Source organism: Amphritea sp., assembly GCF_050300915.1.
In the GTDB taxonomy this organism is placed as follows: Bacteria; Pseudomonadota; Gammaproteobacteria; order Pseudomonadales; family Balneatricaceae; genus Amphritea.
This window is the reverse complement of record NZ_JBNKYN010000009.1, coordinates 1-21937: the sequence shown is the minus strand read 5'-3', so window position 1 is coordinate 21937 and position 21937 is coordinate 1. Positions and strand designations below refer to the sequence as shown.

Genomic DNA, 21937 nt, shown 5'->3' with positions numbered 1-21937 from the left:
GTTCTCTTTTATGATGCCAACTATTCTTATCAACGGCTTATCTGAATCGTCGCTTCCAGTAAATGACCGTGGGCTGGCATATGGTCATGGCTTGTTTGAAACTATCGCGCTCAACGGTTCTCAACCGGTTGCCTGGCAAGCGCATCTTGCCAGACTCAAAGAGGGAGCGCTTCGCCTTGTAATCCCGCTGCCTGCTAATATCGATCAGTTGCTTGAGAGCGATCTCGCTGCTCTGCTTGCTCTGCAACGTTCTGAGAAGGGGGGGCAGGTCCGGCGTCAGGTGCTAAAAATTACCATTACCCGCGGTTGTGGTGGGCGCGGTTATGCCGTAGACGACGCGGTTTCGATCAACCGAGTTGTTCAGCTCAGTGCTTTTCCTGAATATCCCGATCATCCCGCTGAGAATGGCATTACGGTAAGGCTGTGCCAGACAGCGTTAGCGATAGCGCCTCATCTGGCCGGTATTAAGCATCTCAACCGACTTGAACAGGTTTTGGCCCGCGCTGAGTGGCATGATGCCAGTATTCGCGAAGGGCTGGTGCTGGATACTGAGGGGTTTCTGGTGGAAGGCACTATGAGCAACCTGTTTTGGTCACAGGGTGGTGCACTTTATACTCCGCAACTCGATCGTTGTGGTGTCAAAGGCATCATTCGGCAACGCATCATCAATCTGGCTGTGCAACAGGGTATCGATCTGCATGAAGGTTTGTTTACCCCTGAGGTGTTGGTTGCAGCTGATGAAGTGTTTGTCTGTAACAGTATTATCGGCATCTGGCCTGTCACTGAAGCGGTTTTGTACCATGATCAGCTGCCTGTATGGCCCGTTGGTCCGATTACCCGGATGCTGCAGTCGCAGTTGTCCACTGAAGGAATCTATTAGTGCGTAAAGTTGTTGTCTCTTTTGTCATTACCCTGGTGGTTGTTATTGCAATAGCCTACGGCGGTTGGCGCTCGCTACAGTCCTATCTCGATACACCGCTGAACCTGTCTCAGTCACGCACTATTATGGTTGAACAGGGCAGTAGTTTTGGTCGCGTCGCCGGTCAGCTTGCAGCTGAGGGCGTGATGGAAAAGCCGGACTGGTTCGCTTTTTTTATTCGCTTAAAGAAAGTGGGGCATCTGCTGAAAGCGGGGGAATACGAGATAGTTCCGGGTACAACTCCCCGGACGTTGCTGGTTCAGTTAGTTGAAGGGAAGATTGTTGCTTATAAATTTACCATCATAGAAGGCTCAACTTTCAATCAGTTACGAGATTCTCTTAAAGCAAATTTACAGATTAAACAGACGCTGGACAATAAAAGTGATGCTGAGTTGATGGCGGCCCTCGGGCTTGCAGATACCCATCCAGAGGGGATGTTCCTGGCGGACACCTATCAGTTTCATCGGGGAATGAGCGATCTTGACCTGCTCAAACGTGCCAATGCGCTGCTGCAGTCCGAGCTCGATAAGGCATGGCAGAATAAAGCTGATAATCTGCCATACCAATCTGCTTATGATGCTTTGATTATGGCATCCATTGTCGAGAAAGAAACCGCGCTGAGTTCGGAACGTCCAACCATTGCGGGTGTATTTGTGCAGCGGTTAAAAAAGGGTATGAAGCTGCAAACCGATCCGACCGTGATATATGGTATGGGGGCGCGTTACAAGGGGAATATAACCCGTGCTGATCTGCGCCGGCCCACCCCTTACAACACGTACACCATCAGCGGGTTGCCACCGACGCCGATAGCAATGGTGGGGCGGGAAGCAATTCAGGCAGCGTTACACCCTGAAAGTAATAAATGGCTCTATTTCGTTGCCAAAGGTAATGGTAGCCATCAGTTTTCGGCAACTCTGGAGGAGCATAATAAAGCGGTTAAAACGTATCAGTTACGTCGCCGCAGTGATTATCGCTCCAGTCCGGGTGAGTAGTACCGGCCCGCTGCAACGCCACAAACCTCGGAAACGTGTGTCGGAAACTACAGAGAAATCGTTGGATCATATGAGTTGGGAAGCATGAGTTCAGGCCGCTTTATTACATTGGAAGGCACCGAAGGGGTTGGTAAATCCACTAATCTGCGCTTTATTGAATCGGTTCTGCAGCAGCATCAGATCAGTTATCGGCTGACCCGTGAACCGGGTGGCACACCACTGGCGGAGGAGGTGCGAGAGTTGTTGCTGGCTAACCGCGAGGAGCGGGTTGCTGACGATGCTGAGTTGTTGCTGGTATTTGCTGCCCGCGCACAGCATCTTGAACAAGTGATCCGGCCAACCTTGGCGGAAGGGCGTTGGGTACTCTGTGATCGTTTTACCGATGCTACTTTTGCCTATCAGGGCGGTGGTCGCGGACTCAGCAAAGCGTTAATTAGCCAGCTGGAAACTATGGTGCAGCGCGGCCTGCAGCCAGATCTGACGATTCTGCTCGATCTGCCTGTTGAGATCGGTCTCGCCCGGGCTAGTCAGCGGGGCGCGCTGGACCGGTTTGAAAATGAGCGGGCCACATTTTTCCGGCAAGTTCGCAGCGCTTATCTGGAGCGGGCAGCCGCCGATCCGAAACGCTTTGCAGTAATTGATGCATCAGGCACACTGGAGCAGGTGCAGCAGCAGATCGCTGTGGTGCTCGAACGTTATCTTCAGGAGCAAAACCGGTGAGTGACTCACTCTGGCAGGATCGCGCAGTGGTATTACCCTGGCTGAAAGGGCGCTGGGAGTATCTTCTTGAATTAAAAGCCCAGAACCGCTTTCCTCATGCGTTGCTGATTAACGGCCCGGAAGGGATAGGTAAGGCCTGTTTTGCGCTGGCGCTGGCTAATTATGTGCTGTGCCGTGAGCCAAAAGGTGGCGCCGCCTGTGGCCACTGTCGCAGTTGTGAGCTGACCAATAGTGGTAACCATCCCGACCTTTATCTGCTAAAACCTGAAGAGCCAGGCAAGCCGATTAAGATAGATCAGGTTCGTGAGCTGACCAGTTTTATCTACTCAACTGCGCAGCAGGGCGGCTATCGGGTGGTGATACTTGATCCCGCTGACAGCATGAATGTCAATGCTGCGAACGCTTTGTTAAAAATGCTGGAAGAGCCGGGAACAAACACTCTGCTGATGTTATTGACTCACCGCCTGGGGCAGATGTTGCCAACCATTAAGAGTCGTTGTCAGCGGGTCGATATGCCACCTGCGGATATTTCATTGGCGACCCAGTGGGTTGCCACGCAACTCGAAGTCGATGCGGCTGAGGCCGCCCAGTTGTTGGTGATTGCACATAACTCGCCACTCCAGGCTCTGTCCTATAAGCAGGATGATTTGTTGGGGCTGCGGGCCAAGGTTTTAAAAGGTCTGGCTGATATTCTGAAAAATCGCAGCAGTGCTGTTGAAGTCGCGCAGTCGCTCTATAAAGAGGATCTTGAGCTGGTGCTTGGCTGGATATACAGCTGGATTGTCGATATCGCCCGATCGTCGGAAAACCAGGCCGATCCGGAGCTATTACGTCACGCAGATGCGAAAAACATGCTGCTAGCGCTGGCGCGCAAAGTCAGCAGCCAGAAGCTTTATCATTTTGCTGATCAGGTGCAGGTGGCTCGCAAGGATCTGATGTTCCGGCGTAATCCAAATAAGCAGTTACTGATGGAGACTTTATTAACGGCCTGGTATTCGCTGCCAAGGCCTAACTAACTGACCTGACAGGATATACAGCAGCACAAAGCGATAGTAATATATAGACAGTCTGAATCAGGATGAAATTTGCACTAGGGAGGCTATACGGCCTATGTCAGTTGTACCCCGCATGAGTCATGGGATTCTATCCCTGGCAATTGAGACCAAGGAAGATCTCTATAAATCATATATGCCATTTATCAAAAATGGCGGGTTATTTATTCCTACTACCCGGACCTATCAGCTTGGCGAAGAGGTTTTTATGCTGCTAAGCCTGATCGATGAAGAAGACAAGATCCCGGTTACGGGTAAAGTTGTCTGGGTAACGCCAAGGGCGGCCCAGGGTGGACGTATTCCCGGCATCGGCATTCAACTGTCTCAGGATGATGCGACGCTGATCTCTAAGATTGAAACCTATATTGCGACGTTGATTAATTCCGGCAGACGCACCAATACCATGTAACACTGAGTTACCCTCATGTTTGTAGATTCTCACTGTCATCTCGACAGGCTGGACCTTTCTGGCCGAAATAACGACCTTAAGTCTGTCATTGATGACGCCGCGGCCCGACATGTGTCCCGGATGCTATGTGTCGCCATCGACATGGAAACGTTCCCCGGCATGCTGGCAACCGTTAACCAATTTGATAACGTCTATGCATCCGCTGGCGTGCATCCGCTTCATGTCCATGAAGGTATTCCTGAAATATCCACTTTGCTTGAGTATGCAGCAGACCCAAAAGTCATTGCATTGGGCGAGTCCGGGCTGGATTACTACTATCAGAAAGATACCATAGAGCAGCAACAAGAAAGTTTTATTCGCCATTTGCAGGTCTCAGCACAGTCACGCTTACCGGTCATTGTGCATACCCGCGATGCCCGTGAAGATACCATCAGCCTGCTGCGTCAGCATGCTGATACCGCGGTGGGCGGAGTATTGCACTGCTTTACCGAAAACTGGGAGATGGCCAGTCAGGCATTGGAACTAAACTACATGATCTCTTTTTCCGGGATCATCACGTTCCGTAACGCCGCTGAACTTCGGGAGGTCGTGCGTCAGGTACCGATTGAAAGCCTGTTGATCGAAACCGACTCTCCCTATCTGGCACCGATACCCTATCGCGGCAAGTCAAATGAGCCACAATATGTTGTTGAAGTGGCGCAGTGTGTGGCCGATATTAAGGGGCTTCGCATCGAAGAGGTTGCCGAGATAACCAGTGCCAATTTTGACCGCAAGTTTTCTAAAGCGGTGAGTGGCTGACAATGAGTTGGCCTCCGGTTGCCCCTCCGGTGAGTTATATCGAGCCGGTGTTTCGCCCACCGAGTGAAGCTCAATCTCTTATTCTCCAGGTCACTAATGGTTGCAGCTGGAATCGTTGCACCTTCTGTGAGATGTATATCGATCCGCAAAAAAAGTTTAAACCTAAAAGTGAAGCTCAACTGCTGGAAGAGATCATACGTTGCGGCCAGCAACTATCTGGGGTAAGGCGTGTTTTCCTTGGGGATGGTGATCCCATGGTGTTGTCATTCCGGCGTCTGAAAACAATTCTTGAAGCGATCCGGACCTATCTGCCAGGGGTAACACGGGTTTCGGCCTACGCATTGCCAGCCAACCTCAAGCATAAAACCATCGAAGAACTGCAGGCGCTGCGTGAGCTTGGCCTGAAGCTGATCTATGTTGGCGCAGAAAGTGGTGATGACGAGGTGCTAAGCTGTATCGATAAAGGCGAGACCTTTGCCACTACGCGGGATGGTTTACTGAAAGCAAGGCTGGCTGGAATCAAAACCTCGGTTATGCTGATCAATGGGGTCGGCGGGGTACGCATGAGCGAGCAGCATGCACTAGCTTCTGCCCGACTGGTTAATGCCGTTCAGCCAGATTACCTGGCAACGCTGGTGCTGTTTTCCCGGCGCGGTAATCAACGGGTTGCGCAGGGTTTTGGGGGCGATTTCACCCCGCTTAATCAGCGTCAGCTGTTTCAGGAGATGGAGCTGTTGCTGTCAAATCTGACGCTGGAGAAGACTATTTTCCGTAGTGACCATGCGTCAAACTTCCTGGTTTTAAAGGGCGTGCTGAACCGCGATCTTGATGCAATATTAAAGCAGTTACGTACCGCGATAGAGACCCCCGACAGAGTATTTCTCCGGCAGGATTATCAGCGCGGTCTGTAACGCGCATTATCTCCAGATCGTCCAGTAAAAGTCGCTATTGATAACGCCAGCAAACCTGCAGACTATGCAAACTAACGTCGCAAGCTCATCACTAAGGCTGATCCCGGAGGCATCCGGATACCACCAGGGTTGCCGATATCGCTCACACTGACCTGCGGTGTTGCTATGTTGCTGGTGAGTGTTATTGCCGGATTGCTGTGCAGTGGCTTCGGCGCACCGGTCACTTTTTATGTCGGGGCGGGTTCTGTGTGATGACGCTTGTTTGTCTGCTCGGCAATTCTTCCCGGCTGAAAGCGCAAGACTCAAACGCTGTTTTTACCTCTTCACTATTGTGCGCTCTGCGGTAGAGTTTGGTCGTTTTTTGTAATTCTGGCGGTTAGCATATGCTGTATTCTAACTATATATCGATCTGTTATAGACAATCCTCATTCGGTAGTAGTTACATCCCAAACCCATTGATTTATACTTTTGTATAAGAGTTAGCTCTCATAAGTATATAATAAAAGGTAATAAGCCATGAGAAGACCCGTACGGATAGCTGTCACCGGCGCAGCAGGTGCGATCAGTTACAACCTGCTATTCAAAATTGCAGCTGGTGAGATGATGGGGCGTGATCAGCCGGTTATTCTCCAGTTGATTGAAATTCCGGAAGCGATGGAAGCGCTTCGTGGTGTAGCGATGGAGCTGGAGGATTGTGCTTATCCTTTACTGCACACCATCACGCTGCACGATAACGTCGAAGAGGGCTTTAGCAACTGTCACTATGCCTTGCTGGTTGGTGCCCGTCCACGGGGGCCAGGTATGGAACGTAGCGACCTGCTGGAAGTCAATGCCGAGATTTTTGCCCGTCAGGGTAAGGCGTTGAATGATTTTGCCAACCGTGACGTTAAGGTTCTGGTGACTGGCAACCCAGCCAACACCAATGCACTGATTGCCAGTCGTAATGCGCCTAAGTTGAGTCCATCGCAGTTCACCTGTCTGACACGACTGGATCACAACCGCGCTAAAGGGATGCTGGCCAGTCAGTGTGGTGTTACCGCCCGTGATATTCAGAATATCATTATCTGGGGCAACCACTCTCCGACTCAGTATCCGGATCTACATCACGCCACGGTGTTTGGTGAGCCTGCGATGGGGCAGATCGACACATCCTGGTATCGTAATGAGTTTATTCCCCGGGTTCAGGAGCGGGGTAGTGAGATTATTAAAGCGCGGGGGCTTTCCAGTGCCGCTTCTGCGGCACAGGCGATTGTTGACCAGATGCACAACTGGTCTCAGGGTACTGAACCAGGCGAAATCGTCAGTATGGGTATTCTTAGTGATGGCAGCTATGGCATAGAGAAGGGGGTTTTCTTTTCCTTCCCGGTACGTTGCAACTATGGCCGTTATCAGATTGTGCATGGTCTTGATATCAGTGATTTCAGCCGCAAAAAACTGACAGCGACCGAACTTGAGTTGCTTGAAGAAAAAGCGGTTGTTGAGCATTTGCTGCCGAAAGAGACCGAAGAGTCGCATATGAACCTGACTATCTGTCTGAAATCCGGTGTAACACTATATGCTGATGGCACTGGGCCTAGTCAGGAAAGTAAGTTCCTGAATAATAACCGGGTGCTCTGATATTGGCTTTTGAAACACAGAACTATAGCCCTGCCTGAGTTATTCTGGCGGGGCTTTTTTATAATGGATGGCTAGTGATGGTCGAGGTAATTACTGTTCACACCCGGGGGCAGGGGTTGTATGAGTTTACTGATGAAGTTCGGCGCCTGCTTGACGCAAGTGCAGTGCAGGAGGGGCTGTGCTCTTTGCTGATTCAACATACCAGTGCCAGCCTGACGATTCAGGAAAATGCCGACCCCAGCGCACAACTGGATCTGGAGAACTGGTTGAACCGTCTGGTGCCTGAAGGAGATCCGCTTTATACCCATGTGTTTGAAGGACGGGATGATATGCCCGCCCATATCAAGGCCGCGCTGACGGCAACCACCTTATCAATACCGGTTAAGAATGGCCGCTTAATGCTGGGAACCTGGCAGGGGATCTATTGCTGGGAGCACCGTCACGGCCACCAGCTGAGATCTGTTGCCGTACATATCGCTTAACGCACATTGGTGTAATATGGACGGGGCGAATAGCACAGCGCTGACGTCAGCCAGCTCACGATTTAAATAAACGGCTGTAAAACCGCAAGCGTTTGTCCTGAATCGATGTGCCAGCTATTTTTGCAGCATTAGCGCTGCAGACACGGGTTAACAGAAACGGAAGGCTAACCTTGCAAGACTCGTAACCAGTGTCTTGGCAGGTTGTATTTACTGCTGGGTTTCAACCAGCGAATTTTTAAAACCCGCCAGCATTCGGTCAAGATCCAGCAAAATAATAAGCTGTTCTTCGCGGTAGCAAACGCCCTGTACAAACTGTCGCTGGCTATCTTCGCGCATCACCCCAGGCGCTCTTTCTGTGTCACTTTCAGGCAGGTTAAGCACCTCATCAACACCGTCAACCAGAATGCCGAGCACCTCCTGGCCATCAAACTCAACGACGACGATGCGGGTGTTATGATCAATCTCTGTATCTTCCAGTTTAAACAGAGTGCGGGAACTAACAACCGTCACGACACTACCGCGAAGGTTGATAATACCGAGAATGCCGTCTGGCGCGCCGGGAACCGGGGTGATATCGGTAAACCGCAGAACCTCTTTAACCTGCATAACGTCAATCGCGTATAACTCATCGGCAATTGAAAAGGTTGCCCATTTTCGATAAGCCTCCTGAGTTTCGCCACTTTTTTTATGCTGCTCGTAAACATTCGAGCTAAGCTCTGCCTGAATCTGCTGTAGTTGTTTAGCTGCGTCTTCAAGACCCATAGGTTGCTCTCTTATGCTATCTGTTTCAGCCAGGCAAAACTTTTGCTTGTGCTGACAGAGGGATTATATTCAAGACTTGTTATACCGGAGTATCCCATATCATCCAGAGCTTTAAAAATATTGCTGAAGTTTAGCTCCCCAGTTTGGGGTTCATGCCTGCCAGGAACATCGGCAAACTGTATATGGCCAATTCTATCCAGGTTGTTTCTCAGAGTCTGAATCAGATTACCCTCCATTATCTGCATATGATAGATATCGTATTGCAGTTTGATATTGGCATGACCAACCGCTGTAAACAGGGCAAAGGCCTGGGCACTGTTGTTGAGGAAAAAGCCGGGAATATCCTGGGTGTTGATTGCTTCCGTCAGCAGCTGAATACCCGCATGGGTGAACTCTTCAGCACAGAATTTCAGGTTGTCGATAAAGGTTTTTTCAGCTAAAGCATAGTCACAGTCTTCAGGAACTATACCTGACAAGATATTGATATTATGGCAGTTTATTTTTTTAGCATAGTCGATAGCCAGGATAACCCCCTGACGAAACTCATCGACGCGATGGGGCTGGCAGGCGATGCCACGATCCCCGGCTAGCCAGTTGCCTGCCGGGGCATTCAGGAGTATCAGCTGTTGCTGATTCTCTGCCAGCAGGGTGGCAATCTGAGCGGCGGGCAGCTCGTAGGGAAACTGAATTTCGACCTTACCAAACCCTTGCTCAGCTGCTGCGGCAAATCGTTCAGGCAGTGGAACTTCGGTGAACAGCAAACTCAGATTAACAGCAAAATCGGGCATGATATCTCTCTCTGCTAATGGCTGGGGTTATGACTGGTTCGACAGAACGTAGGGGGTGACGGTAGGTTTATCGTTCAGTGTCCGCTGTCCGTTCAGCATCTCCAGTTGCAGTAGCAGGCCGCTGTGATCCACCTCTTCAAGCCCGCTGTCGACCAGGGCCTGATACTGGTCACAGGTTTGCTGTACCAGGGGCAGCGTCAGCTCTTCAGCTTTTGCGGTATCCAGAATCGTTCGCAGGTCTTTCAGCTGCACGCGGGCGGTTGCCCCCGGGTTGAACTCCCGGTCGATCATCCGCTGGCCGTGTAACTCAAGAATCCGGCTGCTGGCAAAGCCTCCCAGCAACGCCTCGCGTACGGCGACAGGGTCTGCGCCCCCCTCGGCGGCAAGCAACAGTGCTTCGGCAACTGCTCCGATGGTAATGCCGACAATCGCCTGATTGGCGCATTTAGCCAGCTGACCGGAACCTGCGGGGCCGATATAGGTAGCGTTGCCCAGCGCGCTGAAGAGTGTCTGACAACGGTCAAATACCGCTTTATCGCCTCCGGCCATAATCGCCAGTGACCGTTGCTCTGCACCTAGTGTACCGCCCGATACGGGCGCATCGAGATAATCCACACCGATATTTTTTAAGCGGGCAGAGTGCTGTTTAGCCAGTACCGGCGGGATAGAACTCATATCGATGACCGTGCTGCCTGGTTTATAGCAGACAGCTGTATCGTTGCTAAACAGAATCTGGTCAACAATCGGACCATTTTCCAGCATGGTGATGATGATATCGGCATCTGCAATCGCTTCGGCGGGTGTCTGTGCCACCATAGCGCCATGATCTGATAGCATTTCCGCTTTACTGCGGGTGCGGTTCCACAGCGTTAGAGGGTACCCGGCATTGAGCAGATTAACGGCCATCGGGCGTCCCATCAGCCCAATTCCGAGAAACGCGATTTTCATCGAAAATACTCCGTTACAAGCAGTTGGTCGGCTTCGGCAGACCCGCAATTTTGCTGGCGAGTTTTGCCGGACTACCTGGGAACAGCGACATCAGATAGATGCTCTTGCCTTTGTCCGGGCCGAGCTTAGCGCTGATCGCTTTAATAAGAGGACGCATCGCCGGAGACATCTCATAGGTCTGATAGAACTGGCGTAACACCTCAAGGATCTCCCAGTGGGCCGCATTTAATTCGATCCCTTCCCGCTGTGCCAGCTGCTCAGCGACCGCTTCATTCCAGTCGTGAAGATCGCGCAGATAGCCTTCATTATCAACGGGAATAGTGGCACCTTTTACGCTCAGATTATCCATATCAGAACCAGCTTACCACTTTTTTATAGCGACAACTCAGCTCGACAAAGCCGTCATAGCTGACCGCTCTAAAATCCTGACTGAGATCTTTCAGTCCACGGGCGATTGCATCGTCCTCAAGCAGATAGCACTGCACAGCACCGGGCAACCGGGTAAACAGCTCTGCATAGGCAGGCATTGCCGCGTACACACCGTTTTCGATCAGCAGCAGGGCATCGCCATTGCTGAGGGCGGCCAGGCTGTCACGCAGCGCGCTACTCTCTGACGGGGTTTTGTTAATCAGGTGAAGTGTCATAATCAGAAGCTCAGAACCTGGTCCTGCTGTTTGATCAGTGCGGCAATACCGTTCTGATCCAGCAGGGTAATATTTAATTTAATATCGTCGGGGCGGATACCCCGTTGTTCAAGGGCGTGGCGACACACATATAGCTGGTCGATATCATACATCTCCAGCATCACCAGATTGGCTGACAGATTTTTCTGGCCAATCGCTGAGGCATTGTGGTCAGGTAGCAGCTGCAGGACGGCATCCCCCATAAACAACAAGCTCAGGGGTTGTTCAAACACCGATATTGTCAGGGCAACATCCAGGGCGTCGCGGGCAGCGCTGCTGCCATAGGGCGCTTTTCGGTTGATAATCAGAAATGATTTTTTGCTATCACTCATCATCAGACTCCAAAGGTGACAACACGGTCAGAAACAATGCCAGCTTCAACCAGTTGTCCCAGTCCTGAGAGAGTAAAGCCGGAGGCCAGGTTATGGCCGTTTTTTTCATAACGGCGCGCCTCATTTTCATCGAGAACCCCCCGTCTGACTGCCGCAGCGATACAGACCACCAGGTCCAGATCATGCTCAAGGGCGAATGCGGCCCATTCTTCAGGAATATTGGATTCATCCTGGGGCGGGGCCGCCAGAGCGGAACCGCTGTGGACTCCATCAGCGTAAAAAAACACCCGATGAATTGTATGCTCAAGTTTTAATACGCTTCTGCAAAATTGCAGCGCACTGGCTGACGCCTGGGAGCTATAGGGCGCTCCGGTAATAACAATTGAAAAAATCATAATAGTGATGTCTGTAAACTAAAAAGCCCTGCAATCTTATCAGGATTGCAGGGCTTTGTGTGCTGTTTTCAGCAGGTGAAAACTAAACAGAAACGCTTAGTCGTCGCTCAGAAAACCTACCAGTTGCAGCAGGTTGATGAACAGGTTGAAGATGCTGGTGTACAGGCTGACCGTGGCCATAATGTAGTTGGTATAGGTGCCATTCACTATGTTGCTGGTGTCATACACAATGAAGCCAGACATCAGTAACACAACTGCAGCAGAGAAAGCCAGGTGCAGTGCCGGAATGTGAACGCCGAAGAATGGCAGGGCGATCAGTACCACCATGGATACCAGCAGGACCATTAAGCCCGCAGCCAGGAAACCACCCATAAAGCTGAAGTCTTTTTTGCTGGTCAGAACATATGCTGACAGGCCCAGGAAGGTTGCCGCAGTCATGCCCATCGCAGTCATCACGATCTGGCCACCATTGTTCATGGCGAGATAGGTATTCAGAATCGGACCCAGCGCAAAACCAAACAAGCCAGTGAACGCAAAAACAAGTGGTAATGCCGCAGCGCTATTCTGTTTTTTAGCGATGACAAAGGTTAAGATCATGCCAACGATCATCGCCCCAAGGGCTAAGATCATCGGTGGATTGATCGCCATAGAGATACCTGCGGTGACTGCACTGAATACCAGTGTCATCGCAAGCAGCATATAGGTGTTACGAATCACCTTGTTCGTCGATAGCACAGATTGCTCTGTGCGGACGCTCATTGTATCGATATTACGCATCTTATCCCTCTGATAATTAAGGCTTCAGGCGCCAGTTTAGTTTATCGGATACCCTATATATATAGGTTTCTTCCAGTATTTCAACCATACAGGTTTTACGTCTTAATAGGTATGACCGGATCAACTTATATAGGTTCATAGGCAATCTGATGATTTATTGGTAAGCTGCGCGGCTTTAATGACCCAGGTAAGCTGCAACGATGTACCCCATCAATATTCTTTTTGAAGATGAATTCTATTTTGCTATTGATAAACCGGCCGGACTTTTGGTTCATCCAAGTCCGATAGAACGCCGGGCCACCAATGCAATAGCACTGATTCGCGAACAGATGGGGATTAAAGCCTATACGGTGCACCGTCTTGACCGGCCAACGTCCGGGGTGCTGATCTTTGCTAAAACCTCTGAGGCGGCGAATAAACTCAACCTTTGCTTTGCCGGGCGTCGGGTGCAGAAAACCTATCTGTGTGTCTGCCGGGGCTATACAGAGGAGCAGGGGGTCATCGATTACCCGTTGAAAGAGATCATTGATAAAGTTGCGGATAAGATGGCTAACCCGAATAAGCCGGCGAAAGATGCTGTGAGTGAGTATCGCCGGCTAGGCACGGTTGAACTGCCAATTCCGGTGAGCAAATATCCGGCGGCGCGCTACTCTCTGGTTGAGGTAAAGCCTAAAACCGGACGCAAGCATCAGATACGTCGCCACCTGAAACATATTTTCCACCCCCTTGTTGGTGATACTCAACACGGTGATGGTAAGCATAATGCTCTTTTCCGGGAGCACTTTGGTCTGGATCGCCTGCTGCTGATGGCAACTAAACTGGAGTTTGTGCACCCATTTACCGGGCAGGCGATAGAGATCAATGCCCCGGTTTCAGGCTGGGTTGATCAGCTGTTTACTGAGTTCGGCTGGCAGGGGCTTTATCCTGCACCGACAGCAATCGATGAGGTTCAGTCTGATCGTCCGGACTGACCCCTGCGATCCTCTCAAGATGCTGTCAATCGTTGTCAGTCAGCCCGTGTTTTCTGCTTTATGGGCTTAATCATCTGCCAGGCGTGCTAGCACGCCATTCATCTCGAATAAAACTGATGGTTTTATTCTTTTTTTCTGCCTTTTGACTATTGTCCACCGGTGTAATTTCCGTATCCTTAACCCTCAAACAATATGACCTTTATAATAGCCGTGATGGAATCACCTGAATGACCAACAACACCTCCTTTGCTGAGCGCCTTAATGCTCAGTCTGATCAGCTTAAAATCGGTATTATCGGCGCCATGGATGAAGAGGTCGAACTACTGAAACAATCAATGGAGGCGCGTCAGGAGCATACCATTGCTGGCTATAGTCTCTTCACTGGAACCATGCATGGCGTACAGGTTGTGCTGCTTAAATCGGGCATTGGCAAAGTGAATGCAGCGATCGGTACGGCATTGATGTTACAAACGTTTCAGCCTACCTGTGTCATCAACACCGGCTCTGCTGGCGGCTTTGCCTCTGAGCTTGAGGTGGGTGATGTGGTGATCTCCAGCGAAGTACGGCATCACGATGTTGATGTCACGGTGTTTGGTTATGAACATGGCCAGGTGCCTGGTCTGCCCGCTGCCTTTATGCCTGACAACTTCCTGGTTGATGTGGCTCAGCGCTGCATCTCCCGTATGGCAGGAATTAAAACCGTAAAAGGGTTGATTGCGACGGGCGACGCCTTTATGAATTGTCCCGATCGGGTTGCCAAAACCCGGGAGCACTTTCCGGCAATGAAAGCGGTTGAGATGGAAGCGGCGGCTATTGCACAAACCTGCTATCAGTTTGATATCCCATTCATTGTGATACGGGCACTGTCCGATATCGCGGGTAAAGAATCTAACCTGTCGTTTGATCAGTTTCTGGTTGTGGCGGCCAAACACTCAGCGGAGATGGTCATGGCGATTGTTCAAACCATCGCTGATGAAGCGATATGACTCAATCGCTCAATGTTAGTATCCAGTCAACATAACGATAAAGAGCAACGGCAAAACAATGACTAAATCTTTTTATCCTCCACAGCGAACGCTGATGGGACCTGGCCCTTCCGATGTCAATCCACGGGTTCTGGCAGCGCTTTCCCGGCCAACTATTGGTCATCTTGATCCTGAGTTTATCCGTATGATGGACGAGATTAAGCAGATGCTGCAGTATGCTTTTAAAACCTCCAGCCCGCTGACGATGCCAATCTCTGCGCCGGGTTCTGCGGGGATGGAAGCCTGCTTTGTGAATCTGGTTGAACCCGGTGACAAGGTCATTGTCTGTCAGAACGGGGTGTTCGGTGGGCGGATGAAAGAGAATGTTGAGCGCTTTGGCGGCAGCGCCATTATGGTGCAGGACGATTGGGGTAAGCCTGTTGATCCGGCCAAGGTAGAAGCGGCATTTGCCGAACACGCTGACGCTAAAATACTGGCATTTGTCCATGCAGAAACCTCTACCGGGGTGCTGTCAGATGCTAAAACCCTGTGCCAGATTGCCCGCAAGCATGGTGCGCTGACGATTGTTGATAGTGTGACATCCCTGGGGGGCAGTGAGCTTGATGTGGATGGCTGGGGGATCGATGCTGTCTATTCCGGTACGCAAAAGTGTCTTTCCTGTCCTCCGGGAATTTCCCCTATCAGTTTTAATCAGCGCGCTATTGAAGTGATTGAGAAGCGTCAAAGCCGTACCCCTAGCTGGTTTCTGGATCAGAAGCTGGTGATGGGGTATTGGGGGGGCGGTGCTAAGCGTGCTTACCATCATACCGCGCCGGTTAACGCCCTGTATGCCTTCCACGAATCCCTGGTGATGCTGGAAGAAGAAGGGCTTGAGAATGCCTGGGCACGACATAGCTTCCATCACAATGCGTTGCGTGATGGTCTGGAAGCGATGGGAATCGGCTTTCTGGTAGAACAACCCTATCGTTTACCACAACTTAACTCCGTGTTTGTGCCGGCAGGCATTGACGAAGCTGAAGTGCGTAATCGTTTGCTGGCTGATTACAGTCTGGAGATCGGTGCCGGTCTTGGCGCACTGGCGGGTAAAGTCTGGCGCATCGGCCTGATGGGTGCCGCCTGCAACAAGAAAAATGTGTTGTTGTGTCTGAGTGCGCTGGAAAATACGTTGTCCGCAATGGGGGCCGATATCGCCCAGGGTAAAGCGATCGCCGCCGCAGAAGCGGTCTACAAAGCGGCGTAATCTGAGCGCCAACATCTGCTCTCCGGACACTGCCTCTGCCAGTGGTGGTTTCACATCACTGGCTGGCGGTTGTCAGTGTTCGGTCGTCGGTGGGCTGCTGATCAGTTGGCGTACCGCATCGATATTGCCAGGGTGGTCCCACTCGCGCGAACCCACAATGGTTTCAATTGGGTAGCCCTGGCTATTTAACAGATAGCTGGATGGCATCCCTTCAATTCCCAATGCAGTAAACGCCCGGCCTTTATCATCAAGATAGACAGGCAGGTTGAACTCGAAGGTTTGTTCCTTAAAAAAGCTGTTGACCGTTGTCGCGGTCTGCCCCAGGTTAATCAGTACTACCCTGAACTCGCTTGGCTCGAACTGCTGTTGCAGTCGTTGCAGAGAGGGCATCTCTTTCACACAGGGAGGGCACCAGGTGGCCCAGAAATTAACTAATACCAATCCGCCTTTGTGCTGACTCAGGTCGACGGAATGCCCCTCCAGATCGGTTACCTGGAGTTTTTCATAGAGTGAATCGGACGCCACAGTCGCGGTAGAAAAGCTGCATAGCAGTACCAGCAGCAAGTGGAACAACCGCTTTACCATCGCCAGTGTCGTTTTAGCTGATTGCATCATATGACCCTGAAAAATAGAGGTGTTTGAATATATACCATTAGCATAGAATAATCCGATCATAACAATAGTCAGCCTTAGGGTGGAGAAGAAACCTATGAAAGTTGCATTTATCGGCCTGGGAGTGATGGGCTATCCGATGGCGGGCCACCTGGCAAAAGCCGGTCATGATGTCACTGTGTATAACCGTACCACAGCTAAAGCTGATAAATGGTGTCAGGAATATAAGGGAAGCCGGGCGGTTACTCCGGCAGAAGCGGCGCGTAACGCAGAGATCGTGTTTAGTTGCGTGGGTAACGACGACGATCTGCGTCAGGTGGTCACAGGTGCCCAGGGTGTATTCAGCAGCATGGCCCAGGGCGCTATTCTGGTTGACCACACCACGGCTTCTGCAGAGGTTGCCCGGGAGCTGGCAGTGATTGCTGCTGATAAAGGCCTGTGTTTTCTCGATGCTCCGGTCTCTGGCGGGCAGGCAGGTGCAGAGAACGGTGTTCTCAGTATTATGATTGGTGGTGATGAGCTGGTGTTTGAAAAGGTTGCCCCGGTGATCGATTGCTATGCTAAATCCGCTAAGCTGCTGGGCGCGGCAGGTAGTGGTCAGTTAGCGAAGATGGTGAATCAGATCTGTATTGCCGGACTGGTTCAGGGGTTGGCCGAGGGAGTTCATTTTGCCAGACAGGCTGGCCTGGATGCGGCTGCTGTGTTTGATGTTATTCAGCATGGGGCGGCAGGCTCATGGCAGATGGTCAATCGTCATCAGACAATGATCGACGAACAGTTTGATTTTGGTTTTGCTGTTGACTGGATGCGCAAAGATCTGAAAATCACCCTTGATGAGGCACGTAGTAATGGTGCTCAGTTGCCGGTCACGGCGCTGGTTGACCAGTTCTATGCTGAAGTACAGAAGATGGGTGGTAATCGCTGGGATACTTCCAGTCTGGTTAAACGGCTTGATTCCTAGCTGCTGGAGGAGATAGCTTGCAAAAGCAGGCCTGGTGAGTCCGAGCCTGCCTGAAATTTTCTAATACATCTTTTGGGCTATTGTGCCTGAGGATAGATGCTCTATAATCGCGCCTTATAACTAAAACAGATATAACCACATAATTTATCCGTATTTAAGTATTACGGTTACAAATGAGGACAGTTCTATGGCCGATAAATACACTATGATCTCTTTTGCACCTAGTATGGTAATTGTTGCCGCGATGGTTGTTGGTACCTTCGTTGCAATTCACTACCTGCGTAAGTGCATGGCGAAAGATGCAGCAAAAGCAGCTCAGCGCGCTGAGTGATAAATCGCTTTTCTGAAAAAAGCAGCCTTTGAAGCTGCTTTTTTTGTGCCCGTAATCTGGCTGAATGGTAAAGCTAAAGAGGGGCCCTAAGGGGTTGGAAACAAGCCTGGGTGTTCAGGTTTGCTCATTCCAGCTATCCGGGACGATAAATCCCCGGTCGCACTCGCACCAGGCACCTGATTTTTTATCTAAGATAAGCCTGGCAACCAGTACTGGCGTGGTTATGCTGCTCCTTGAGTCAATCAGCTCGGCGCAGGAGAGGGTTTCCTGAAAGCAACACCGCGCCAGAGCCAGCCAGCGTGGCTTCATTAGTATCACATATTGATAATCAGCTCCCAGTGACTCAACCTCGGTAACGCTGATCCACCATCCCCGTAGATGGTTGGCATTAATAGGAGCAGGGGGGTGATAATCCTGCCATGCACTGAAGGGATAAAACAGGTAGCCCCGGAGCAGCAGTGAGTGATGATCAGGTAGCAAGCCAAGCGCCATAGCCTGCGCTTTACCAGAGTCGGTTTTCGATAGCTGCAGCTGGTGTTGTGTCAGTCGTTGCCATTTCCGGCTCAGTCTGTCGGACCTGTTAGGGCCGACAAAATCATCGAGAGTGCAGTGCTGCGGGTCCTCTGATGTGCACAGGTAAAACTTCACTGCCGCCTCCAGATGAATCTTTATGCCATTTTTAAGTGCCATAAGAAAATCATATTCACCCACGGTAGTCTTATCTCTTAACACCTGTATATTATATTTAAAATCAACTGGTTGAATAAATATATTGATGTAGATTCTGACTAAATCTTCAAAATAATAACCGAGGCGGAACTGTGCTTGCTGACGCAGGCCGGTGATTAACGGTTGTGGTTTTTGATCCAGTTCAGCGAGGCGCTGATCAATCATCGGCGTGTTGAAAAGCCAGTCGCAAGATTCGCTTGCAGCAGCAGACATCAGCGCGGGGCTGTAGATCAGCCAGTGTAGATCACGCACAACCTGCTGCTCATAGAGCATCGCTGACTTAATGGTCTCTGTCTGAGAGGTGTCAGCGTCAGAAGGGCGCTCTGAATTATGGCGGATCGATCTGCTCATAAATCATATATTCACATTAATGTGAAAAGCTCATAAAGTATTAGGTGATTTTTAACTTTACTCTACTTTTATCAGGATGTCTCATGGCACCAAATACCCGCGCGAATGAACTTCATCTGGCACCCAATGAGAAAGACCGTCACCCGCTAATGAGTGACTCTGACATCAATACCATCATGCTCAATGGTGCCATGATTTCACTGTCTAAGCTCAAGCGGGCGCGAAGCTTCAATGCCAGACTCTATTATTATGCGGAGATCAGCGTCTATCTGGAAGTTAGCCTTTCTCGTGGGGCAGGCATTTCAGATGGCACCCGCAAACAGCTGGAAAAAATTCATTCGGAAGCAACCCACTACCACATGAATGCTAATAAGCTATTGAATATCCTTGAGGATTAGAAGGTGCCGCAGTTAGAATAGGCGGATGAATGATACCCAGAATAATGATGCTCCGGATCGTGACATACAGGATCAGGATCAGGATCTGCCGGAGCCGGAGGCTAATCCCGCGTCTCTGGCTGCGCTGAATAAGCAGGAGGCTCAGGCCGACGCTTCCGCCTTCGACTACAAAAGTTTTCTCTCCCGTCTGACCCGCAGGCCTGGCATCTATCAGATGTTCAACAGCGGCGGCGAGATTCTCTATGTCGGCAAAGCCAAAAACCTGAAAAACCGGGTCAGCAGCTATTTTCGCAGTACCGGCCTCAACATTAAGACTCAGGCACTGGTGAGTCGAATTGCTGATATTCAGGTAACCGTTACCAATAGCGAGACAGAAGCTCTGCTGCTGGAACAAAACCTGATTAAAACCAACCGTCCGCCGTACAATATTCTGCTGCGCGATGACAAATCTTATCCCTACATTTTTGTCTCCACTGAGCAGGAGTATCCCGCGGTACGTTTTCATCGCGGGGCGAGGCGGCAAAAGGGACGTTATTTTGGCCCTTTCCCCAGTAGTGGAGCGGTGCGCGATAGCCTGACGATTATGCAGAAAGTATTTCGGATTCGTCAGTGTGAAGAGAGTTTTTTCAAAAACCGCTCGCGACCCTGCCTGCAGTATCAGATAAAGCGTTGTAGTGCGCCCTGCGTAGGCATTCCAACGCCAGAGGTTTATCAGACGGATATTCGTCACGCGATGATGTTTCTCGAAGGCAAAAACAGCACCATCATGAATGAGCTGGCCGAGCAGATGGACACCGCTTCACGGGCACTGAATTTTGAAGAGGCCGCGATCTATCGCGACCAGATATCCAGCCTGCAACAGGTGCAGGAACAGCAGCACGTCAGTGGCCAGAGCGGTGATGCAGATGTTATTGGCTGTGCGCTGCAATCCGGTTCAGTCTGCATGCATATGCTGTTTGTGCGCGGTGGCAGGATCATCGGCAGCAAAGTGTATCATCCACGCTTTAGCATTGAAGAGACGCCGCAAGAGTTGCTATCGGCCTTTATCGCCCAGTGGTATCTGGCGAGCGGCCGGGATATACCGCCAGTCATAATCACGGTAGAAGAAGCGGCCGACCGGGAGCTGCTTGAAGAGGCGTTGAGCCAGCGTAGCGGGCGTAAAGTTGGACTGGTGCATAAAGTCCGGTCTGATAAAGCGGGCTGGCAACGACTGGCACAGACCAATGCAGAGCAGAATCTGCAGAGTCATCTGTCCAGCAAGCAGAATGTTTATAATCGTTATCTGGCGCTGCAGGAGATATTGCAGCTGGATGCGATACCGCAACGGATGGAATGTTTTGATATCAGCCATAGCTCAGGTGAAGCCACCGTCGCTTCCTGTGTAGTCTTTGATCGCAACGGGCCGCTGAAATCGGACTATCGCCATTTTAATATTGAAGGGATTACCGGGGGTGATGATTATGCAGCGATGCATCAGGCGCTTACCCGGCGTTATACCCGGCTGAAAAAAGGCGAAGGTAAGCTGCCGGACATTCTGCTGATTGATGGTGGTAAAGGGCAGGTGGCTCAGGCGGTTGAGGTGCTGGCAGAGCTGCAGATTGAAGAGGTGCTGATTGTTGGTGTAGCGAAAGGCAGTGACCGTAAAGCAGGGCTTGAGACTCTGATTATGGGTGATAGCGGGGCGGAGGTCGCGCTGCGCTCAGACTCACCCGCACTGCATCTGATTCAGCATATCCGGGATGAAGCGCACCGCTTTGCGATTACAGGTCACCGGGCGCGTAGAGGCAAGGCCCGGCGTAAATCATCCCTGGAAGGTATTCCGGGTGTTGGACCCAAGCGGCGACGCGAGTTGTTAAAGCATTTCGGCAGTGTGCCGTCGATTGAAACCGCAAGTATTGAAGAAATTGCAAAAGTCTCTAGTATAAACCGCAAAATTGCCGAAGATATTTATGCTACCCTGCATCCTGATCCTTAATGGCAGCGGCCACTCTGCTAATACTGACTATATCCCGTTGTAACAGGAAACCCGAGCGTCAATGAAAATACCAAATATCCTGACATTGCTACGTATTGTCCTGATACCTGTCTTTGTTTTAATTTATTACCTCCCGTATGCCTGGGGGCCGATGGCGGCTGCCCTGGTGTTTGCACTGGCAGCGGTCACCGACTGGTTCGATGGATATCTGGCGCGTAAGCTGAATCAAACCTCGCCGTTTGGCGCGTTTCTTGACCCTGTTGCTGATAAACTGATGGTCGCGACTGCGTTGGTCGTGTTGGTCGATACCTATTCAATTTTCTGGATTACCGCGCCAGCGATAGTCATTATTGGTCGGGAGATTGTAATCTCGGCACTGCGGGAATGGATGGCAGAACTGGGTAAGCGCGCTAATATCGCCGTCTCCTATATCGGTAAATTAAAAACGGCATTGCAGATGCTGTCGATTTTTATCATGCTGGGGACTGTGCCTTATACGCTGTTCTCCTGGATTGGCATCGGCGCCCTGTATATAGCGTCAGTACTGACCCTCTGGTCAATGTATGTATATCTGAAAGCCGCCTGGCCAGACCTGACAGACGATATTTGATCAATCGTTATACAGTTCTAACTTATTAATCTGATTGCACTTTTCTCTGGCTGAAAAGTTGTTGACATAAAAGGAGAGCTGTCTATAATACGCACCACTTCTTCGGAAGCATGCGGAATTAGCTCAGTTGGTAGAGCGGAACCTTGCCAAGGTTCAGGTCGTCGGTTCGAGCCCGATATTCCGCTCCA

Annotated in this window: 28 protein-coding genes and 1 tRNA gene; 19 read left to right on the top strand and 10 right to left on the bottom strand. The window is 50.8% G+C overall.

Annotated features, from left to right (window positions below; translation table 11 throughout):
* Positions 1-10: 10 nt before the first annotated feature.
* The 10 genes from pabC (at position 11) to ACQY8X_RS03870 (ending at position 7900) form a co-directional block, all read left to right on the top strand.
* Positions 11-880, top strand: a complete 870-nt coding sequence (gene pabC, locus ACQY8X_RS03915; protein ID WP_428033836.1) for an aminodeoxychorismate lyase — start codon at positions 11-13, stop codon at positions 878-880.
* Positions 880-1911, top strand: coding sequence for an endolytic transglycosylase MltG (mltG, locus tag ACQY8X_RS03910; RefSeq protein WP_428033835.1), 1032 nt, complete (start codon positions 880-882; stop codon positions 1909-1911). Before pabC ends, mltG begins: the two co-directional genes overlap by 1 nt.
* Before the next feature lie 84 nt (positions 1912-1995).
* Positions 1996-2631, top strand: a complete 636-nt coding sequence (tmk, locus tag ACQY8X_RS03905; protein ID WP_428033834.1) for a dTMP kinase — start codon at positions 1996-1998, stop codon at positions 2629-2631.
* The gene (locus tag ACQY8X_RS03900) at positions 2628-3647 is read left to right on the top strand and encodes a DNA polymerase III subunit delta' (RefSeq protein ID WP_428033833.1); all 1020 of its coding nucleotides are present in this window, start codon (positions 2628-2630) and stop codon (positions 3645-3647) included. Before tmk ends, ACQY8X_RS03900 begins: the two co-directional genes overlap by 4 nt.
* 94 nt (positions 3648-3741) lie before the next feature.
* A complete protein-coding gene (locus ACQY8X_RS03895; protein ID WP_428033832.1) occupies positions 3742-4092 on the top strand; it encodes a PilZ domain-containing protein in 351 nt (116 codons plus the stop codon).
* Positions 4093-4107: 15 nt separating this feature from the next.
* Complete coding sequence (locus ACQY8X_RS03890) at positions 4108-4890, top strand: TatD family hydrolase (RefSeq protein WP_428033831.1); 783 nt, start codon at positions 4108-4110, stop codon at positions 4888-4890.
* 2 nt (positions 4891-4892) lie between these two features.
* Positions 4893-5801: a radical SAM protein gene (locus ACQY8X_RS03885; protein WP_428033830.1), complete on the top strand. Its 909-nt coding sequence runs from the start codon at positions 4893-4895 to the stop codon at positions 5799-5801.
* A gap of 129 nt (positions 5802-5930) precedes the next feature.
* Positions 5931-6053 carry a hypothetical protein gene (locus ACQY8X_RS03880; protein ID WP_428033829.1) on the top strand — a complete coding sequence of 41 codons (123 nt, stop codon included), beginning with the start codon at positions 5931-5933 and terminating at the stop codon, positions 6051-6053.
* A 264-nt stretch (positions 6054-6317) separates the two neighbouring features.
* Complete coding sequence (locus ACQY8X_RS03875) at positions 6318-7418, top strand: malate dehydrogenase (RefSeq protein ID WP_428033828.1); 1101 nt, start codon at positions 6318-6320, stop codon at positions 7416-7418.
* Between the two features lie 77 nt (positions 7419-7495).
* A complete protein-coding gene (locus tag ACQY8X_RS03870) occupies positions 7496-7900 on the top strand; it encodes a secondary thiamine-phosphate synthase enzyme YjbQ (protein WP_428033827.1) in 405 nt (134 codons plus the stop codon).
* 207 nt (positions 7901-8107) lie between these two features.
* Here the strand turns inward: ACQY8X_RS03870 and ACQY8X_RS03865 are convergent, their stop codons facing one another.
* The 8 genes from ACQY8X_RS03865 to ACQY8X_RS03830 form a co-directional block, all read right to left on the bottom strand.
* A complete protein-coding gene (locus ACQY8X_RS03865) occupies positions 8108-8662 on the bottom strand; it encodes a chemotaxis protein CheW (protein WP_428033826.1) in 555 nt (184 codons plus the stop codon).
* A gap of 11 nt (positions 8663-8673) precedes the next feature.
* On the bottom strand, positions 8674-9450 hold the full coding sequence (locus tag ACQY8X_RS03860) for a hydroxypyruvate isomerase family protein (RefSeq protein WP_428033825.1): 777 nt from the start codon (positions 9448-9450) through the stop codon (positions 8674-8676).
* A gap of 27 nt (positions 9451-9477) precedes the next feature.
* Entirely contained in the window at positions 9478-10398 is a 921-nt protein-coding gene (locus ACQY8X_RS03855) for an NAD(P)-dependent oxidoreductase (protein WP_428033824.1), read from the bottom strand.
* Positions 10399-10411: 13 nt separating this feature from the next.
* On the bottom strand, positions 10412-10747 hold the full coding sequence (locus ACQY8X_RS03850) for a TusE/DsrC/DsvC family sulfur relay protein (protein WP_428033823.1): 336 nt from the start codon (positions 10745-10747) through the stop codon (positions 10412-10414).
* Between the two features lies 1 nt (position 10748).
* Positions 10749-11042 (bottom strand): sulfurtransferase complex subunit TusB, encoded by a 294-nt coding sequence (gene tusB, locus ACQY8X_RS03845; RefSeq protein ID WP_428033822.1) that lies wholly within the window; start codon positions 11040-11042, stop codon positions 10749-10751.
* Between the two features lie 2 nt (positions 11043-11044).
* Positions 11045-11413: a sulfurtransferase complex subunit TusC gene (gene tusC, locus ACQY8X_RS03840; RefSeq protein ID WP_428033821.1), complete on the bottom strand. Its 369-nt coding sequence runs from the start codon at positions 11411-11413 to the stop codon at positions 11045-11047.
* Positions 11414-11415: 2 nt separating this feature from the next.
* On the bottom strand, positions 11416-11808 hold the full coding sequence (gene tusD / locus ACQY8X_RS03835) for a sulfurtransferase complex subunit TusD (protein WP_428033820.1): 393 nt from the start codon (positions 11806-11808) through the stop codon (positions 11416-11418).
* Positions 11809-11904: 96 nt separating this feature from the next.
* Complete coding sequence (locus tag ACQY8X_RS03830; RefSeq protein WP_428033819.1) at positions 11905-12585, bottom strand: Bax inhibitor-1/YccA family protein; 681 nt, start codon at positions 12583-12585, stop codon at positions 11905-11907.
* 200 nt (positions 12586-12785) lie between these two features.
* On the opposite strand from ACQY8X_RS03830, the gene ACQY8X_RS03825 reads away from it, so the two are divergent.
* The 3 genes from ACQY8X_RS03825 to ACQY8X_RS03815 all read left to right on the top strand — a co-directional run bounded on the left by ACQY8X_RS03825 (position 12786) and on the right by ACQY8X_RS03815 (position 15782).
* On the top strand, positions 12786-13556 hold the full coding sequence (locus ACQY8X_RS03825; RefSeq protein WP_428033818.1) for a pseudouridine synthase: 771 nt from the start codon (positions 12786-12788) through the stop codon (positions 13554-13556).
* A 227-nt stretch (positions 13557-13783) separates the two neighbouring features.
* Entirely contained in the window at positions 13784-14542 is a 759-nt protein-coding gene (mtnN, locus tag ACQY8X_RS03820; protein ID WP_428033817.1) for a 5'-methylthioadenosine/S-adenosylhomocysteine nucleosidase, read from the top strand.
* A 58-nt stretch (positions 14543-14600) separates the two neighbouring features.
* Positions 14601-15782, top strand: a complete 1182-nt coding sequence (locus ACQY8X_RS03815; protein ID WP_428033816.1) for a pyridoxal-phosphate-dependent aminotransferase family protein — start codon at positions 14601-14603, stop codon at positions 15780-15782.
* A gap of 72 nt (positions 15783-15854) precedes the next feature.
* On the opposite strand, the gene ACQY8X_RS03810 is transcribed toward ACQY8X_RS03815, so the two are convergent.
* Complete coding sequence (locus ACQY8X_RS03810; protein WP_428033815.1) at positions 15855-16394, bottom strand: TlpA disulfide reductase family protein; 540 nt, start codon at positions 16392-16394, stop codon at positions 15855-15857.
* A 97-nt stretch (positions 16395-16491) separates the two neighbouring features.
* Here ACQY8X_RS03810 and ACQY8X_RS03805 point away from each other — a divergent pair, with 97 nt between their 5' ends.
* Positions 16492-17355 carry an NAD(P)-dependent oxidoreductase gene (locus ACQY8X_RS03805; protein ID WP_428033814.1) on the top strand — a complete coding sequence of 288 codons (864 nt, stop codon included), beginning with the start codon at positions 16492-16494 and terminating at the stop codon, positions 17353-17355.
* A gap of 187 nt (positions 17356-17542) precedes the next feature.
* Complete coding sequence (locus tag ACQY8X_RS03800) at positions 17543-17686, top strand: hypothetical protein (protein ID WP_428033813.1); 144 nt, start codon at positions 17543-17545, stop codon at positions 17684-17686.
* Positions 17687-17800: 114 nt separating this feature from the next.
* Here the strand turns inward: ACQY8X_RS03800 and ACQY8X_RS03795 are convergent, their stop codons facing one another.
* Positions 17801-18766 (bottom strand): DUF1853 family protein, encoded by a 966-nt coding sequence (locus ACQY8X_RS03795; protein ID WP_428033812.1) that lies wholly within the window; start codon positions 18764-18766, stop codon positions 17801-17803.
* Positions 18767-18849: 83 nt separating this feature from the next.
* On the opposite strand from ACQY8X_RS03795, the gene ACQY8X_RS03790 reads away from it, so the two are divergent.
* The 4 genes from ACQY8X_RS03790 (at position 18850) to ACQY8X_RS03775 (ending at position 21937) form a co-directional block, all read left to right on the top strand.
* On the top strand, positions 18850-19164 hold the full coding sequence (locus ACQY8X_RS03790) for an excinuclease ABC subunit C (RefSeq protein ID WP_428033811.1): 315 nt from the start codon (positions 18850-18852) through the stop codon (positions 19162-19164).
* A 25-nt stretch (positions 19165-19189) separates the two neighbouring features.
* Positions 19190-21139, top strand: coding sequence for an excinuclease ABC subunit UvrC (gene uvrC, locus ACQY8X_RS03785; RefSeq protein WP_428033810.1), 1950 nt, complete (start codon positions 19190-19192; stop codon positions 21137-21139).
* Positions 21140-21200: 61 nt separating this feature from the next.
* The gene (pgsA, locus tag ACQY8X_RS03780) at positions 21201-21749 is read left to right on the top strand and encodes a CDP-diacylglycerol--glycerol-3-phosphate 3-phosphatidyltransferase (protein ID WP_428033809.1); all 549 of its coding nucleotides are present in this window, start codon (positions 21201-21203) and stop codon (positions 21747-21749) included.
* Between the two features lie 112 nt (positions 21750-21861).
* A tRNA-Gly gene (locus ACQY8X_RS03775) sits at positions 21862-21937 on the top strand.

Excerpts from the sequence above, each read along its gene's own strand:
- ACQY8X_RS03805 (WP_428033814.1), top strand. The coding sequence starts at position 16,492 with ATGAAAGTTGCATTTATCGGCCTGGGAGTGATGGGCTATCCGATGGCG.
- uvrC (WP_428033810.1), top strand. The coding sequence starts at position 19,190 with ATGAATGATACCCAGAATAATGATGCTCCGGATCGTGACATACAGGAT.
- ACQY8X_RS03795 (WP_428033812.1), bottom strand. The coding sequence starts at position 18,766 with ATGAGCAGATCGATCCGCCATAATTCAGAGCGCCCTTCTGACGCTGAC.
- ACQY8X_RS03790 (WP_428033811.1), top strand. The coding sequence starts at position 18,850 with ATGGCACCAAATACCCGCGCGAATGAACTTCATCTGGCACCCAATGAG.
- ACQY8X_RS03890 (WP_428033831.1), top strand. The coding sequence starts at position 4,108 with ATGTTTGTAGATTCTCACTGTCATCTCGACAGGCTGGACCTTTCTGGC.
- ACQY8X_RS03875 (WP_428033828.1), top strand. The coding sequence starts at position 6,318 with ATGAGAAGACCCGTACGGATAGCTGTCACCGGCGCAGCAGGTGCGATC.
- ACQY8X_RS03825 (WP_428033818.1), top strand. The coding sequence starts at position 12,786 with ATGTACCCCATCAATATTCTTTTTGAAGATGAATTCTATTTTGCTATT.
- ACQY8X_RS03850 (WP_428033823.1), bottom strand. The coding sequence starts at position 10,747 with ATGGATAATCTGAGCGTAAAAGGTGCCACTATTCCCGTTGATAATGAA.
- mtnN (WP_428033817.1), top strand. The coding sequence starts at position 13,784 with ATGACCAACAACACCTCCTTTGCTGAGCGCCTTAATGCTCAGTCTGAT.
- ACQY8X_RS03800 (WP_428033813.1), top strand. The coding sequence starts at position 17,543 with ATGGCCGATAAATACACTATGATCTCTTTTGCACCTAGTATGGTAATT.
- tusD (WP_428033820.1), bottom strand. The coding sequence starts at position 11,808 with ATGATTTTTTCAATTGTTATTACCGGAGCGCCCTATAGCTCCCAGGCG.
- ACQY8X_RS03855 (WP_428033824.1), bottom strand. The coding sequence starts at position 10,398 with ATGAAAATCGCGTTTCTCGGAATTGGGCTGATGGGACGCCCGATGGCC.
- ACQY8X_RS03895 (WP_428033832.1), top strand. The coding sequence starts at position 3,742 with ATGTCAGTTGTACCCCGCATGAGTCATGGGATTCTATCCCTGGCAATT.
- ACQY8X_RS03865 (WP_428033826.1), bottom strand. The coding sequence starts at position 8,662 with ATGGGTCTTGAAGACGCAGCTAAACAACTACAGCAGATTCAGGCAGAG.
- ACQY8X_RS03870 (WP_428033827.1), top strand. The coding sequence starts at position 7,496 with ATGGTCGAGGTAATTACTGTTCACACCCGGGGGCAGGGGTTGTATGAG.
- tusC (WP_428033821.1), bottom strand. The coding sequence starts at position 11,413 with ATGAGTGATAGCAAAAAATCATTTCTGATTATCAACCGAAAAGCGCCC.
- tusB (WP_428033822.1), bottom strand. The coding sequence starts at position 11,042 with ATGACACTTCACCTGATTAACAAAACCCCGTCAGAGAGTAGCGCGCTG.
- ACQY8X_RS03810 (WP_428033815.1), bottom strand. The coding sequence starts at position 16,394 with ATGCAATCAGCTAAAACGACACTGGCGATGGTAAAGCGGTTGTTCCAC.
- ACQY8X_RS03885 (WP_428033830.1), top strand. The coding sequence starts at position 4,893 with ATGAGTTGGCCTCCGGTTGCCCCTCCGGTGAGTTATATCGAGCCGGTG.
- ACQY8X_RS03830 (WP_428033819.1), bottom strand. The coding sequence starts at position 12,585 with ATGCGTAATATCGATACAATGAGCGTCCGCACAGAGCAATCTGTGCTA.
- ACQY8X_RS03860 (WP_428033825.1), bottom strand. The coding sequence starts at position 9,450 with ATGCCCGATTTTGCTGTTAATCTGAGTTTGCTGTTCACCGAAGTTCCA.
- pgsA (WP_428033809.1), top strand. The coding sequence starts at position 21,201 with ATGAAAATACCAAATATCCTGACATTGCTACGTATTGTCCTGATACCT.
- ACQY8X_RS03815 (WP_428033816.1), top strand. The coding sequence starts at position 14,601 with ATGACTAAATCTTTTTATCCTCCACAGCGAACGCTGATGGGACCTGGC.
- tmk (WP_428033834.1), top strand. The coding sequence starts at position 1,996 with ATGAGTTCAGGCCGCTTTATTACATTGGAAGGCACCGAAGGGGTTGGT.
- pabC (WP_428033836.1), top strand. The coding sequence starts at position 11 with ATGATGCCAACTATTCTTATCAACGGCTTATCTGAATCGTCGCTTCCA.